This window comes from Streptomyces sp. LUP30 (genome assembly GCF_001746365.1).
Lineage (GTDB): Bacteria > Actinomycetota > Actinomycetes > Streptomycetales > Streptomycetaceae > Streptomyces.
Genome location: NZ_MJAJ01000004.1, coordinates 119661 through 135184, shown reverse-complemented (window position 1 = coordinate 135184; position 15524 = coordinate 119661). Strand labels below are relative to the sequence as shown.

The window sequence follows — 15524 nt, the reverse complement described above, 5'->3', positions numbered from 1 at the left end:
AGACGTTGTGTCCGTCTCCGAAGTCGTCGTCCCGCAGATTTCCTCTCCACTCGAACGAACCACGGTCCCGCTGCGGCGGGTTGAATCGGTACTCAGCACCCTCGAAGGCAGCGCCCGTGGTCGTCGTGGCTTTGATGGGACGCCATGAGTCCGCGACCGCGCTGCCCATACCTGCAAGTAGCAGTCCAACCGCCAGCGCACCAGCGACAACCCTCTTCATGCTTTGACCTCTCTGCTCGACCGGCAGCACCAACGGCGACCGCCTGTCACAGAAAGTAGCTGCACGATCGCATGCTGAAACCTTCACTCCTGCATTCACCACCACATCAGGTGATCGACTTCCGGCCAGCCACTCACCAGCCATCACCCGCCTCCCGTCGGCCCCAGCCACAGGCCACGGCCCACTGACCCCCAGCCCCAGCCCTCATCCCCGAACGCCAGAAGACGGCACCCCCGCACAGGGTGCCGTCTTCTCGTGGGCCGGGGCCGTTGCCGATCGGTGAGGGTCGGGGACCGGCGGTGGCTCCGGGGTTCAGTTGCGGTCGGGGGCCGCGGGGGCGGGGCTCAGCGGTGGTCGCTGCCCGTCGACTGCGTCGCCGCCCGGCCTGCCTCCAGGCGGGCGACCGGGATGCGGAACGGGGAGCAGGAGACGTAGTCCAGGCCCACCTCGTGGAAGAAGTGCACCGACTCCGGGTCGCCGCCGTGTTCGCCGCACACGCCGAGCTTCAGGTCGGGGCGGGTGCGGCGGCCCGCCTCCGCCGCGGACTTGACCAGGGAGCCGACGCCGTCCCTGTCGATGGTCTCGAAGGGGCTGACGCCGAAGATGCCCTTCTCCAGGTACGCGGTGAAGAAGGAGGCCTCGACGTCGTCCCGGCTGAAGCCCCACACCGTCTGGGTCAGGTCGTTCGTGCCGAAGGAGAAGAACTCCGCCGCCTCGGCGATCTGGCCGGCGGTGAGGGCCGCCCGCGGGAGTTCGATCATCGTGCCGATGGCGAGCTTCAGCTCGACGCCGGTGGCCGCCTCGACCTCCGCGATGACCTGGTCGGCCTCCTCGCGGACGATCTCCAGCTCCTGCACGGTGCCGACCAGCGGGATCATGATCTCGGCGCGCGGGTCGCCCTTGGCGTTCCGGCGCTCCGCCGCCGCCTCGGCGATGGCGCGGACCTGCATGGTGAACAGGCCGGGGATGACCAGCCCGAGGCGCACGCCGCGCAGGCCCAGCATGGGGTTCTGCTCGTGCAGGCGGTGCACGGCCTGCAGCAGGCGCAGGTCGTTCTCGTGGGACTCCTGGCGGGACTCCGCCAGTGCCACGCGCACCGACAGCTCGGTGATGTCGGGCAGGAACTCGTGCAGTGGGGGGTCCAGGAGACGGACCGTCACCGGGAGGCCGTCCATGGCCTCGAAGAGTTCGACGAAGTCCTTCTTCTGCAGCGGGAGCAGCTGCTTGAGCGACTCCTCGCGCTCCTCCTGCGTGTCCGCCAGGATCAGGCGTTCCACCTGCTCGCGGCGGTCGCCGAGGAACATGTGCTCGGTGCGGCACAGGCCGATGCCCTGGGCGCCGAAGCGGCGGGCGCGCAGCGCGTCCTCGGCGTTGTCGGCGTTGGCGCGGACGCGCAGGCGGCGCTTGCGGTCGGCGAAGGCCATGATGCGGTGGACGGCTTCGACGAGCTCGTCGGCGTCGTCGGCGCCCGCGTGCATGCGGCCCTCGAAGTACTCGACGACCGGGGAGGGCACGACGGGTACCTCGCCCAGGTAGACCTTGCCGGAGGAGCCGTCGATGGAGATGACGTCGCCCTCCTCCACCACGTGGCCGCCGGGGACCGTCATGCGTCGGCGCTTGGTGTCGACCTCGAGTTCCTCCGCGCCGCAGACGCAGGTCTTGCCCATGCCGCGGGCGACCACTGCGGCGTGGGAGGTCTTGCCGCCGCGGCTGGTCAGGATGCCCTCGGCGGCGATCATGCCGTCGAGGTCGTCGGGGTTGGTCTCGCGGCGGACGAGGATGACCTTCTCGCCCGAGCGGGACCACTTGACGGCGGTGTAGGAGTCGAAGACCGCCTTGCCGACGGCCGCGCCGGGCGAGGCCGCGATGCCCCGGCCGACCTTCTCGACCTTCGCGTCCTCGTCGAAGCGGGGGAACATCAGCTGGGCGAGCTGGGCTCCGGTGACGCGCTGCAGCGCCTCCGTCTCGTCGATCAGGCCCTGGTCGACGAGTTGCGTGGCGATGCGGAAGGCCGCTCCCGCGGTGCGCTTGCCGACGCGGGTCTGGAGCATCCACAGCTGTCCGCGCTCGATGGTGAACTCGATGTCGCAGAGGTCCTTGTAGTGGTTCTCCAGCGTCTCCATGATCTGCATCAGCTGGTCGTAGGACTTCTTGTCGATCTGCTCGAGCTCCGCCAGCGGGACCGTGTTGCGGATGCCCGCGACGACGTCCTCGCCCTGGGCGTTCTGCAGGTAGTCGCCGTAGACGCCCTGGTGGCCGGAGGCGGGGTCGCGGGTGAAGGCGACGCCGGTGCCCGAGTCGGGGCCGAGGTTGCCGAAGACCATCGAGCAGACGTTGACGGCGGTGCCGAGGTCGCCGGGGATGCGCTCCTGGCGGCGGTAGAGCTTCGCGCGGTCGCCGTTCCAGGAGTCGAAGACGGCCTTGATGGCGAGGTCCATCTGCTCGCGCGGGTCCTGCGGGAAGTCGCGGCCGGCCTCGGTCTTGACGATCTTCTTGAAGCGGGTGACCAGCTTCTTCAGGTCCGCCGCCTCCAGTTCGGTGTCGACGGAGACCTTCTTGGCGGCCTTGGCCGACTCCAGCGCGTCCTCGAAGAGCTCGCCGTCGACGCCGAGGACGGTCTTGCCGAACATCTGGATCAGACGGCGGTAGGAGTCCCATGCGAAGCGGGCGTCGCCGGCCTGCTCGGCCAGGCCCTGGACCGACTTGTCGGAGAGGCCGATGTTGAGGACGGTGTCCATCATGCCCGGCATGGAGAACTTCGCGCCGGAGCGGACGGACACGAGCAGGGGGTTGTCCGGCTGGCCGAGCTTCTTGCCCATCTGCTCTTCCAGGGCGACGAGGTGCGCACTCACCTCGTCACGCAGTGCCGCCGGCTCCTCGCCGCTGTCGAGGTAGACCTTGCAGGCTTCGGTGGTGATCGTGAAGCCGGGAGGGACCGGGAGTCCCAGGTTGGTCATCTCGGCGAGGTTCGCGCCCTTGCCGCCGAGGAGGTCCTTGAGGTCCTTGTTGCCCTCGGTGAAGTCGTAGACGAACTTCACGCCCTCAACGCTCGCGGCCGGCTCGGCTCCATGAAGATCTTTGTTTTCCGACACGGGTCTCGACTCCTCGAGGACGCGGTGGCTGCCCTGACGGCCAGGAACATACCCAGATCGAAGGCTCCTGGGTACGTCCACTTGCGCGTCATACGCCCGTAACCCACCGTCAGCCAGCAGATCGAAAGTCAAGGCTTGGCAAGCGCAGGGCCGTGGATGTTTTCACTTGTTGAACGCAAGCGTGTTCCACGAACCTCATTCTCGCTCGTATGAGCGATACGTGGCACGGTTGATTTCGATCGATGAACGATCAAGGTGTGGCACTGAGTGCCACCCCTTGGAGAAGTGCAGCCGTGGTTGATTCGCTCATCTGAGCACTCTCCCCCTCAGGGGTGGCGAGAATCACGCTCCCGCACGCGGCCCGAGTTCACCATGCGGACGCGCCCGCGGACGCACTCGAGCAACAGAAACCCGCCTGTCACACGCGTGTCCGCACGAGCGTCCTCACCCGAGCGTCCCTCACACCCCGAGCGCCAGCAACCGCTCCTCGGCGCGCTCCGGCGCGTACAGGTGCTCCACGACCAGCGCACCCGCTCCCACCAGGCCCGCCCGCTCCCCCAGTCGGGAGGTCACGACGTCGAGGTGGGCCGTGGAGCGGGGCAGCGCCCGCTGGTAGAGCAGCTCGCGCACCCCCGTGAGGAAGGCGGTTCCGGCCAGATCTCCGGCGATCATCAGAACCCCGGGGTTGAGCAGCGTGACGACCGTCGCCAGGACGTCGCCGACCCTGCGCCCCGCCTCCCGGGCCAGCGCTGCCGCCTCGGGGTGCCCGGCGGCGAGCAGGTCGCGCACGTCCGAGCCGGACGCCGCCCGTATCCCCGACTCCGCCAGTCTGCGCGCCACGGCCCCGCCGCTGGCGACGGCCGCCAGGCAGCCGTGCGAACCGCAGCGGCACAGTGCGTCCGCGCCCACCCGGATGTGCCCGATGTCGCCCGCCCCGCCGTCGACGCCCCGGAAGATCGAGCCGTCGACCACCACCCCGGCGCCGATGCCGGTGGACACCTTGACCAGCACGAACGCGGAGCAGTCGGGGTAGCCGGTGCGCTGTTCGCCGTATGCCATGAGGTTCGCGTCGTTGTCCACCAGGACGGGGACCTCCGCCGGAACCGCCCCCGCCCCTGCCCCTGCTGCCCCCGAGCCGGCGACGGGAGGCGTACCGGCACCCGCGCTCTCGCTCTCGCTCTGGGCGGCGCGTTCCCTGAAGGCCCGGGCGAGGCGTCCTCTTATGTCGTAGCCGTCCCAGCCGGGCATGATCGGCGGCTGGACGACCCGACCCGTCTCGCGGTCGACCGGTCCGGGGACGGCGAGTCCGATGCCGCAGACCTCGTCCGCCCGGTGGCCCGCCTTCACCAGGAGCTCGGCGAACCAGCGGCCCAGTTCGCCGAGGACGACGTCCGGGCCGTCCTCGACGGCCAGCGTGCCGCCGTGTTCGGCCAGGATCTCGCCGGTCAGGGTCAGCACGGCCGCGCGGGCGTGCCGCGTGTCCAGGTCCGCCGCCAGAACGACCGCGTGGGCGTCGTCGAACTCCAGGGTGATCGAGGGGCGGCCGCCCAGCGGCGAGTCGACCGGCCCGCCCGCGCCCTCGCGCAGCCAGCCCGCCCGAAAGAGGCGGTCCAGGCGTTGGCCCACGGTCGCCCGGGAGAGACCCGTGGCCTCCTGAAGGGCGCCACGGGTCGTCGCGCGACCCTTGCGCACCAGTTCGAGCAGATCACCGGCGCTGGCCTGACCTCGCCCCGTCATGCGCACCCCCTTGTGTTTCCCAAGCCTGCATTACATATTGAGTTTTGCGTGTTAAATAGACGTAACTCTACGGTAGCCGCTGCCGAACCAGGCGGCCTCGTCGTCTTCGGGGAGCCCCGAGTGGATCGCACCGCCCAGCTCAGCGCCCGTGCGGCGAAGGTCGCCGTCGCATACGATCCGGCGGCTCCGCCAGGTCTGTCGGGTCCGCCAGGTCTGTCGGGTCCGTCGGCTCTGTCGGCGTCCCCGCCCGTACGGGCTCCGCGTCTCCAGGCCGCGCACGCCGAAACACTGCGCCGCAGGGCGGTCGCCGTGCTGGAGGCCAACTGGACGGGGACGTCCACGGTCCCCTCGCGCGGTCTGTACCCGCACCAGTGGTCCTGGGACTCCGCCTTCGTCGCCATCGGTCTGCGGCACGTCTCACCACGCCGGGCGCAGACGGAGCTGGAGACGCTGCTGGACGCCCAGTGGGGCGACGGGCGCGTCCCGCACATCGTGTTCAACCCCTCCGTGCCGCTCGACGCGTACTTCCCGAGCCCCGACTTCTGGCGCTCCTCGACCGCGGGGCGCGCTGCGGGCGCCCCGCGCACCGTACAGACCTCCGGGATCGTGCAGCCACCGGTGCACGCGCTCGCGGCCTGGCTGGTGCACCGCGCCGACCCGGGGCTGTCCCGCGCCCGTGGCTTCCTGGCCCGGGTGTACCCCCGGCTCGCCGCCTGGCACCGCTACCTGCTGCACCGGCGGGACCTGGGCGACGGCGGGCTGGTGTCCGTCGTCCATCCGTGGGAGCAGGGCATGGACAACGCCCCGAGCTGGGACGCCCCGCTCGCCCGGGTGGCCCCCGCCCCGGCCCGCTCCTTCCGCCGCGCCGACCTCGACCACGGGTCCGCCGAGGACCGGCCGACGGACCTGGACTACGGGCGGTACGTGCGGCTGGCGACGGAGTACCGGGACGGCGGATACACCGACGGGGGCGGGGAGTTCGCCGTCGAGGACCCGTCGTTCAACGCGCTGCTCATCGCCTCCGAGCACGCGCTCGCGCACATCGCGCACGAGCTGGGCGCCCCGGGCACGGCCCGTCACGCCCGTGCCGAACGGCTCACGGCGGCCCTCGTGGAGCGTCTGTGGGATCCGGCCGAGGGCATGTTCTTCTGCCGGGACGTGCACGGCGGGGGCCTGGTGCCCGAGCGGGGGGTGTCCGGTCTGGTGCCGCTGCTGCTGCCCCGTCTGCCGGGCGACGTGGTCGGCCCGCTGGTGCGGACCCTGCGCGGCCCGCACTTCGGCCTGGGCGGTGTGACCCGGCTGGCGCCCAGCTACGACCTGCTCGGCGAGGCCTTCGACCCGCACCGCTACTGGCGCGGGCCGGCCTGGTTCAACACGAGCTGGCTGCTCGAACGGGGTCTGCGGCTGCACGGCCGCCGGGCCGAGGCCGAGGCGCTGCGCCGGGCCGTCCTGGACATCGCGGACGGCTCGGCCTTCGCGGAGTACGTCGACCCGTACACGGGTGAGGCCTGTGGGGCGACGGGGTTCAGCTGGACGGCCGCGCTCACGCTCGACCTCATCCACCAGGACATGTCAGGCAGTGGTACCGAGGGAGGGGACCTGGGATGACGGACCGGCATCATCTGCTCGTGTTCGGCGGGACGTTCGCGGCCGTGGGCGAGAACGGGGACATCAGCGGCGTACGGGGGCCGGGGCCGGCCTCCGGGTCGCCCGAGGGGCTGTTCGTGCGGGACGCCCGCCACCTCAGCCGCTGGCAGCTGACCGTCGACGGCGCCGTCCCGGAGGCGCTCTCGCCGGTCGAGGACGGGGACACCACGCGCTGTGTGCTCGTCCCGCGCGGCGGCCGCAACGAGCCGCCGTCCTGCACGCTCTTCCGTGAACAGGCCGTCGGCGACAGCTCGTTCGTGGAGTCGCTGCGGATCGTGTGCAACCGCCCGGTGCCGACGACGGTCCGCCTCGCGCTCACCGCCGACGCCGACTTCACCGACCAGTTCGAACTGCGCTCCGACCACCGCACCTACGCCAAGACCGGGGTCGTCCGCCGTCGCGAGATCCTCGACGACGGCGTGGAGTTCACCTACCGGCGCGGCGAGTGGACGTCCTGTACGACCGTGACGGCCGAGCCCGCGCCGGACGCCGTCGAGGAGACCGGCACCGGCGCCCGCCGTCTGGTGTGGAGACTGGAACTGGAACCGCACGGGTCGGCCGAGCTGACCCTGCGGGTGACGGCCCGGCCGCACGGCGAGCGGCGGGCCCTGCGGGTGCCCCGCTCCCCGGGCTCGGTCACCGGACAACTCCGCGCGCGGGAAGCCGAGTTCGCGGAGGGCGTGGCCCTGCCGACCGGATGGCCCGAGCTGACGGCCGCCTGTGCGCGCGGTCTCTCGGACCTGGCCGCGCTACAGGTGCAGGCGACCGGCCCGGACGGCGAGGACCTGCGCGTCCCGGCGGCGGGAGCTCCCTGGTTCCTCACCCTGCTGGGCCGTGACGCGCTTCTCGCCTCCTTGTTCGCGCTGCCCTACCATCCCCGTCCGGCCGCCGCCACGCTCCTCGCGCTGGCCGCGGCCCAGGCCACCGAGGCGGACACGCGGACGGTGTCCCAGCCCGGCAAGATCGTGCATGAGGTGCGGCACGGCGAACTCGCCCACTTCGGGCAGGTCCCGTACGGCCGTTACTACGGCTCGGTGGACGCGACCCCGCTGTTCCTCGTCGTCCTCGGCGCGTATGTCGAGCAGACCGGCGACGTGGCGCTGGCCCGCCGGCTGGAGCCGCACGCGAGGGCGGCCGTCGGCTGGATGCTGGACCACGGAGGGCTCACCTCCCGCGGGTATCTGGTCTACCGGGCCGACCGGGGCGGTCTGGCCAACCAGAACTGGAAGGACTCCCCCGGCGCCATCTGCTCGGCGGACGGCGCCCGCCCGACCGGGGCGGTGATGGCGGCGGGCGCCCAGGGGTACGCCTACGACGCGCTGCGCCGCACGGCGTGGACGGCCCGCACGGTGTGGGAGGACGAGAAGTACGCGGCCCTGCTCGAACAGGCCGCCGCCGATCTGCGCGACCGTTTCCAGCGGGACTTCTGGATGCCGGACCGCGCTTTCCCGGCGCTCGCGCTGGACGGCGAGGGCCGGCAGGTCGACGCGCTCGCCTCGGACGCCGGTCACCTGCTCTGGTCCGGGCTGCTGGACAAGGAGTACGGGGAGATCGTGGGCCGGCGTCTGCTGGAGGCGGACTTCTTCTCCGGCTGGGGCGTGCGCACCCTCGCGGCGGGACAGCCCGCGTACCACCCGCTCTCCTACCACCGGGGTTCGGTCTGGCCGCACGACAACGCGCTGATCGCCCTGGGTCTGGCGCGCTACGGACTGCACGACGAGGCCCGCACGGTCGCCCACGGGCTCGTCGACGCGGCGGCCGCGACCGGTCACCGTCTCCCGGAGGTCCTCGCGGGCTACGGCCGCGACACCCACGGCCGGCCCGTACCGTACCCGCACGCTTGCGTACGGGAATCCCGCTCGGCGGCGGCCCCGTTGGCGCTGCTCACGGCGGTCGGGGGCGTGTAGCCGGTCGGCCGGCCCGGCCCTGCGGACGGGCCGGCCGACGGCTTGGCGTGACGTTTGCGCGGTGTTTGCCGAGCACTGGCCCGGGGGGCTGAACGCGGGCCGGGAGCAGGCCGTACGAAACTGTGGCGGATCCGGCCCGCACCGGATCCGCCGAACCGCCGGGCTTCGTACGGAAGGACCCTCGGGTGCCAGTCACCACTCGCTCATCCCAGCAGCCTGAATCGAAGGACCCCGAGGACGACACCGCAGACGCTCCGGACACCGCGGGAACCACAGAAGCCGCGAAAGCCGCGGAAGCCGTGAAGGCTCCGGCTGCGGCGGTGCCGGTGCAGAAGGCGGAGGCGACGGAACCGGCAGGCCACGAGGATGCCGACAAGGCCACGGCAGCCGCGGACGACGGTCCGGCCACCGCCGACACCACCGACACAGACACCGGCGCGCCCGCGGCCGAGGCGGCGGCGCCCGCCGCCGAAGCCGGGACGCCCGCCGCCGAGCCGGGAGCGCGCGCCGCCGAGGCCACGACGGACGCTTCCGGCTCCGAGGCGCCCGCCCCCGCCGAAGCAGCGGCGGACGTCATCGATGCCACCGCCGATCCCGCACCCGAAGCGGAGTCCGAGGCCGCGGCCGAGTCCGAGGCCGAACCCCCATCCGACGCCGGGACCGACGCCGGGACCGCGGCCGAACCCGCTCCCACGGGTTTCCGGGCGCGCGTCGCGCACCTGCGGGCCTGGCGGGGCAGGCATCCGCGGGCCGCGCGGGTGGTGTGGTGGACGGCGACGGCCCTGTCGCTGATCCTCGTGCTCGGCGCCCTGCTGCTGCCGAACCGGCTGGAGAGTCTGCAGACCAACAGGTTCACGCGGCTGCCCGTCGAGGCCGTCCTGGGCGCGTCCCTGCTGCTGGCGCTGCCCCGACGGCCGCGGATCGTCGTCGCGGCGCTGGGCGGGATCCTCCTCGGCGCGCTGACCGTGGTCGACCTGCTCGACATGGGCTTCATGGAATACCTGGGACGGGACTTCAACCTCGTCCTGGACTGGGGACTGCTGGACGACGCGCAGTCCTACGTCGCGGACTCCATGGGCCGCGCGACGGCCGTCGGCGCCGCGATCGGGCTCGTCGTGCTGATCGTCGCGGTGTTCGCGCTGATGGCCCTGGCCACGGTCCGGCTGAGCAACCTGCTGATGCTGGACAGCCAGCGGTCGACCCGGGTCACGCTGATCGCGGCCACCGTGTGGGTCACCTGCTCCGTGACGGGCCTGCAGAACACCGGGGTGCCCGTCGCCTCCTACCGTGCCGGGGAGGCGCTGATCAACGAGGGGCGTCAGGTGCGGCAGACCCTCGCGGACGAGGCCTCGTTCGGCCGGGAGGCCCGCTACGACACGTTCGGGGCGACGCCGCCCGACCAGCTCGTGCCGGACCTTCGCGGCAAGGACATGATCTTCACGTTCATCGAGAGCTACGGCCGCAGCGCCATCGAGGACCCGATCATGGCGCCGGGCGTCGACGAGACCCTCGCCACCAGGACGCAGGCCCTGGCGAAGGCGGGCTTCCACGCCAAGAGCGGCTGGCTGACCTCGGCGACCTACGGCGGCAGCAGCTGGCTCGGCCACTCCACCACCCTGTCCGGCCTGTGGGTCGACAACCAGCAGCGCTACCGCACGGTGATGGCGAGCGACCACCTGTCCCTGACCAAGGCGTTCCGCAAGACCGGCGCGTGGGACACGGTCGGCGTCATGCCGGGTGTGCAGAAGGGCTGGCCGGAGGCGAAGTTCTACGGCCTCGACAAGGTCTACAACGCCTTCGAGATGGGCTACCAGGGGCCGAAGTTCAGCTGGTCGACCATGCCCGACCAGTACGCCCTCGCGGCGTTCCAGCGGCTGGAGCACGGCCGCACCGACCGCGACAAGCCGCTGATGTCGGAGATCATCCTGACCTCCAGCCACCAGCCGTGGGCGCCGATCCCGAAGATGGTCGGCTGGGACCAGGTCGGCGACGGCTCGGTCTTCACGGGCATCGAGGCGGCGGGCAAGAAGGCGGCCGACGTCATCGCCGACGGCACCGCGTCCAAGCAGGAGTACGGCAAGTCCATCTCCTACTCGGTGACCGCGCTCACCCAGTGGCTGGAGCGCTACGGCAGCGACGACACCGTCCTGGTGTTCCTCGGCGACCACCAGCCCATCGCCCGGGTCAGCGGCGACCACGCCAGCCGGGACGTGCCGGTGTCGATCGTCGCCAAGGACCCGAAGGTGCTCGACAAGATCTCCGGGTGGAACTGGACGGACGGCCTGCGGCCCGCCCACAACGCCCCGGTCTGGAAGATGAGTTCGTTCCGCGACAAGTTCCTGACGGCCTACGGCTCGACCCCGCACCCGTCGAAGGGGTGACGGTCGCTCCGGGCCGCTGCCGAGGGCGCCTCAGCCGCCGGAGGTGTCCTGTTCCGCTTCCTCGTCGACGCCCGCGCAGTCGTAGGGATCCTTCAGCCAGCCGTCGGGCAGGACGACCCTGTTGTTGCCGGAGGTGCGGCCGCGGGGGCCGTCGGCTCCGACGGGCCAGGGCTGGTCGAGGTCCAGCTCGTCGAGCCCGGAGCGGAGTTCGGCGAGCGAGGAGGTGATCGCGAGGCGCTTGCGCATCTCGCTGCCGACCGCGAAGCCCTTGAGGTACCAGGCGACGTGCTTGCGGAAGTCGACGACGCCCTTGGACTCGTCGCCGATCCACTCGCCGAGGAGGGTGGCGTGGCGGACCATGACGTCGGCGACCTCGCGCAGGGACGGCTGTGCGACGTCGTCGGCGCGGCCTTCGAAGGCGGCGACGAGGTCGGCGAACAGCCAGGGCCGGCCGAGGCAGCCGCGGCCTACGACGACTCCGTCGCAGCCGGTCTCGCGCACCATCCGCAGCGCGTCCTGCGCCGACCAGATGTCGCCGTTGCCGAGGACGGGGATCTCCGGGACGTGTTCCTTGAGGCGGGCGATCGCCTCCCAGTCGGCCGTGCCGCCGTAGTGCTGGGCGGCGGTGCGGCCGTGCAGGGCGATGGAGGTCACGCCCTCCTCGACGGCGATGCGGCCGGCGTCGAGGTAGGTGATGTGGTCGTCGTCGATGCCCTTGCGCATCTTCATCGTCACCGGGAGGTCGCCGGCGCCGCTCACCGCCTCGCGCAGGATGGCGCGCAGCAGGTGGCGCTTGTAGGGCAGGGCGGAGCCGCCGCCCTTGCGCGTCACCTTGGGGACCGGGCAGCCGAAGTTCAGGTCGATGTGGTCGGCGAGGTCCTCCTCCGCGATCATGCGGACGGCCTTGCCGACGGTGGCCGGGTCGACGCCGTACAGCTGGATCGAGCGCGGCTTCTCGCTCGCGTCGAAGCGGATCAGCTGCATGGTCTTCTCGTTGCGCTCGACCAGCGCCCGGGTCGTGATCATCTCGCTGACGAAGAGGCCCTTGCCGCCGCTGAACTCCCTGCACAGGGTGCGGAAGGGCGCGTTCGTGATCCCGGCCATGGGGGCCAGGACGACGGGCGGCCGGACGGTGTGCGGGCCGATCTGCAAGGGGGACACGGGCGTGGACATTGCTCCATTGTCGCGTATGCGCGGAGGTACCCGTCCGCGTGCCCCGGCTCCCCCGGTGGACCGTGGACCACTCATTAGTTAGACGCACTATTAATATCGGGCGTACGATGAAACCCATGCCCGAGCTCAGCCCTCGCCGACGGCTCCTGGTGCTCGCGATCTGCTGTATGAGCCTGCTGATCGTGAGCCTCGACGTCACCGTCCTCAATGTCGCCCTGCCGTCGATGCAGAGCGACCTGCACGCGTCGACGTCCGGCCTCCAGTGGACGATCGACGCCTACACGCTGGTCCTGGCCTCGCTGCTGATGCTCGCGGGCTCGACCGCCGACCGGATCGGCCGCAAGAAGGTCTTCATGGCCGGCCTGGTGGTGTTCTCGGCCGGCTCCCTGCTGTGCTCGCTCGCCCCGAGTCTGGAGCTGCTCATCGCGGCCCGCATGGTCCAGGCCGTGGGCGGCTCGATGCTGAACCCGGTCGCCATGTCGATCATCACCAACACCTTCACCGACCCGCGCGAGCGCGCAAGGGCGATCGGGGTGTGGGGCGCGGTCGTGGGCATATCGATGGCCGCGGGCCCGCTGCTGGGCGGACTGCTGGTGGAGTCCGTGGGCTGGCGCTCGATCTTCTGGCTCAACCTGCCCGTCGGTCTGGTGGCCCTGCTGGCGACCCTGCGCTTCGTCCCCGAGTCCCGTGCGCCGAAGGCGCGGCGCCCCGACCCGGTCGGCCAGCTGCTGGTCATCGCCCTGTTCGGCTCCCTGACCTACGCCATCATCGAGGCGCCGGAGGCGGGCGCGGCGACCAGCGGCCCCTTCGCCGCCGTGGCGCTCGCCGCCCTGCTGGGCCTGCTGTGGTACGAGCCCCGGCGCACCGAACCCCTCATCGACCTGCGGTTCTTCCGTTCGGTGCCGTTCAGCGGCGCGACGGTGGTGGCCATCAGCGCGTTCGCCGCGCTGGGCGGCTTCCTCTTCCTGTCGACGCTCTACCTGCAGAACGTACGCGGCCTGGACGCCCTGCACGCCGGGCTGTGGATGCTGCCGATGGCCGTGCCGACGTTCCTGTGCGCGCCGCTGTCCGGTCGGCTCGTGGGCAGCCGGGGCCCGCGGCTGCCGCTGCTGATCGCCGGCCTCGCGATGACGACGAGCGGGGTGCTGTTCGCCGCGTTCGACGCCGAGACGTCCGACGGGACGCTGTTCCTCGGGTACGCGCTGTTCGGGGTGGGTTTCGGGTTCGTGAACGCGCCGATCACCAACACGGCCGTCTCGGGCATGCCGCGCAGCCAGGCCGGGGTGGCGGCGGCGGTCGCCTCCACCAGCCGGCAGCTGGGCCAGACGCTGGGCGTGGCGGTGATCGGCGCGGTCCTGGCGGCGGGCGTGAACGCGTCGTCGTACCGCGACTCCTTCGTCTCCGCCGCCGTGCCCGGCTGGTGGATCCTCACCGGCTGCGGCCTGGTCGTCCTCGCCCTGGGCGCCGTGACCACCGGCTCGTGGGCCAGGCGCACGGCGGAGCGGACCGCCGAGCGGCTGGAGGCGCCGGACGTCCGGGAGGCCGCGGGCGTCAGCGCCTGACAGCGGCGCGGGCCCGGGACCGCGGAGCGGCGGCCGCGCGTCAGGCCGCGTCGGGCCGCAGTGCGCCGAGAACGGCCGCGAGGGCGTGCGGGTCGCGGCGGGCGATGTTGTGGCCGACGGGGATCTCGCGCACCCGCCAGCCCGGGTCGTGGCGCAACCGTTCGGTCAGGGCCGTGAACGGGCTGCCCGGCCACGCGCCGCCGCTGATGAACGTCCGGCCGGGCGCGCGGCCGGAACCGCCCGCCAGCCTGATCGACTGGAGGAAACTGGGCAGCGGGTGCGGTCGCGCGCGGGGGTCGAGGCCTTCGGGGACCGCGACCCATCGGCCGTCGGCGCGGGCGCCGGCCATGAACAGGTCCCGGAAGCGGTCACTGGTCAGGGACCAGCACGAGTCCCCGTCGGCCGGGACGTAGGCGTCGATGAAGACGAGCTGGTCGAGGCGGTCGCCGAGCCGGTCGGCGACACCGGCGATCACCATCCCGGCGTAGCTGTGCCCGCACAGGGCGACCGGCGCGCCGTCGCCGCGGTCGACGATCTCGGCCACCTGGTCGATGTGGGCGTCGAGGTTCGGCGGTCGGTCCACGTCGACCGGTCCGTCCGGCTCCAGTCCCGACAGCGTCACCGCCTCGACGTGGTGAGCGTCCCGGCGGAGCTCGGCGGCCACCCGGTCGAAAACCCACCCGCCCTGCCAGCCACCCGGCACCATCACGAATCTCACCGCGCCATCGTAGGCCCGACCCGGGCGAACCTGACGTGTACATTTCGGCGGTGGCGCGGGAGGAGTGCCGGACGCAGGGCGGGCGGGCGTCGTCGAGGACTCGACGGAAGCCGCCGGTCAGCGCCCGGTCGAGCCGACCGAGCCCCTGGCGTAGGCGTACAGCTTCTCCAGCCGCTCACGGGTCTCCGCGTCCTCCGGTGCGTAGGTCACCATGCGGGCCCCGTGTTCCGGGTTCAGCCACAGGTCGGTGTGGGTGACGGTGAGCAGGCCGACGTGCGGGTTGCAGAACTCCTTGACCTTGCTGCGGCCCACGACGACCTCGTACCGCTCCCAGTTCTCACGGAACTCCGGGGACTCCGTCTGCAGTCGCTTGACCAGCATCTTCCAGGCGGGCTCGGTGAGGTGACCGGCCATGGAGGCGCGGAGCTTGGCGGCCATCAGACGCATCGACTCGTCGAGGTGGACGACCGACTCGCGCCACTGCGGATGGGTGTGGATGAGCACCATGCAGTTGCGGTCCTCGGGCGGGATCGCGTCGAGGTCGCACAGCAGGTGGGCGTAGGTGCGGTTGTACGCCAGGATGTCGTAGCGGCTGTTCTGGACGCACGCGGGGAGCGGGTCGAGCTGGTCGAGCATCGCGCGTACGGCGTCGGTGATGCCGGTGCAGGAGGAGGCGGGGGTCGGGTCGGTCGCCCCGGCCAGCTGGAAGAGGTGGGCCCGCTCGCTCGGGTCGAGCATCAGGGTGCGGGCGAGGGCGTCCAGGACCTGGACCGAGACGTGGATGTCCCTGGACTGTTCGAGCCAGGTGTACCAGGTGACGCCGACCGCCGAGAGATGGGCGACCTCCTCGCGGCGCAGCCCCGGCGTGCGGCGGCGCGCTCCGCGCGGAAGTCCCACCTGCTCGGGCGTGATGCGCTCGCGGCGGCTGCGCAGGAAGGCGGCCAGTTCGTGCCGCCTGATCTCCGAGCCGCCCGTCGCCGCGGTCGTCGTCGCCACAGGCGGCGTCTGCTGGACCATCGTCGTCATGCCTCCAGCCTGCCGCCCCGCGGATCCTGTTGCCAGGTACTCCTTCTACCAGGATAAGGAG

General features: G+C 71.8%; 9 protein-coding genes. 4 read left to right on the top strand and 5 right to left on the bottom strand.

All coding sequences use genetic code 11. The features are described from left to right. Positions 1-564 precede the first annotated feature (564 nt). Positions 565-3312, bottom strand: a complete 2748-nt coding sequence (gene ppdK / locus BG482_RS05675; RefSeq protein ID WP_069767741.1) for a pyruvate, phosphate dikinase — start codon at positions 3310-3312, stop codon at positions 565-567. A 459-nt stretch (positions 3313-3771) separates the two neighbouring features. After that, entirely contained in the window at positions 3772-5049 is a 1278-nt protein-coding gene (locus BG482_RS05670; RefSeq protein WP_107450390.1) for an ROK family protein, read from the bottom strand. A 120-nt stretch (positions 5050-5169) separates the two neighbouring features. Here BG482_RS05670 and BG482_RS05665 point away from each other — a divergent pair, with 120 nt between their 5' ends. From BG482_RS05665 to BG482_RS05655, 3 genes are all read left to right on the top strand, one after another. Next, a complete protein-coding gene (locus BG482_RS05665) occupies positions 5170-6657 on the top strand; it encodes a hypothetical protein (protein WP_069767739.1) in 1488 nt (495 codons plus the stop codon). Next, the gene (locus tag BG482_RS05660; protein WP_069767738.1) at positions 6654-8603 is read left to right on the top strand and encodes a glycogen debranching N-terminal domain-containing protein; all 1950 of its coding nucleotides are present in this window, start codon (positions 6654-6656) and stop codon (positions 8601-8603) included. Before BG482_RS05665 ends, BG482_RS05660 begins: the two co-directional genes overlap by 4 nt. Before the next feature lie 719 nt (positions 8604-9322). Continuing rightward, complete coding sequence (locus tag BG482_RS05655; RefSeq protein ID WP_069767833.1) at positions 9323-10984, top strand: CDP-alcohol phosphatidyltransferase; 1662 nt, start codon at positions 9323-9325, stop codon at positions 10982-10984. A 30-nt stretch (positions 10985-11014) separates the two neighbouring features. On the opposite strand, the gene dusB is transcribed toward BG482_RS05655, so the two are convergent. Beyond that, positions 11015-12157, bottom strand: coding sequence for a tRNA dihydrouridine synthase DusB (gene dusB, locus BG482_RS05650; RefSeq protein WP_069767737.1), 1143 nt, complete (start codon positions 12155-12157; stop codon positions 11015-11017). 116 nt (positions 12158-12273) lie between these two features. On the opposite strand from dusB, the gene BG482_RS05645 reads away from it, so the two are divergent. Beyond that, on the top strand, positions 12274-13719 hold the full coding sequence (locus BG482_RS05645; protein WP_069767736.1) for an MFS transporter: 1446 nt from the start codon (positions 12274-12276) through the stop codon (positions 13717-13719). A gap of 40 nt (positions 13720-13759) precedes the next feature. On the opposite strand, the gene BG482_RS05640 is transcribed toward BG482_RS05645, so the two are convergent. Next, positions 13760-14437, bottom strand: a complete 678-nt coding sequence (locus BG482_RS05640) for an alpha/beta fold hydrolase (RefSeq protein WP_256096269.1) — start codon at positions 14435-14437, stop codon at positions 13760-13762. A 117-nt stretch (positions 14438-14554) separates the two neighbouring features. Then, complete coding sequence (locus BG482_RS05635; RefSeq protein WP_069767734.1) at positions 14555-15463, bottom strand: helix-turn-helix transcriptional regulator; 909 nt, start codon at positions 15461-15463, stop codon at positions 14555-14557. Positions 15464-15524 lie beyond the last annotated feature (61 nt).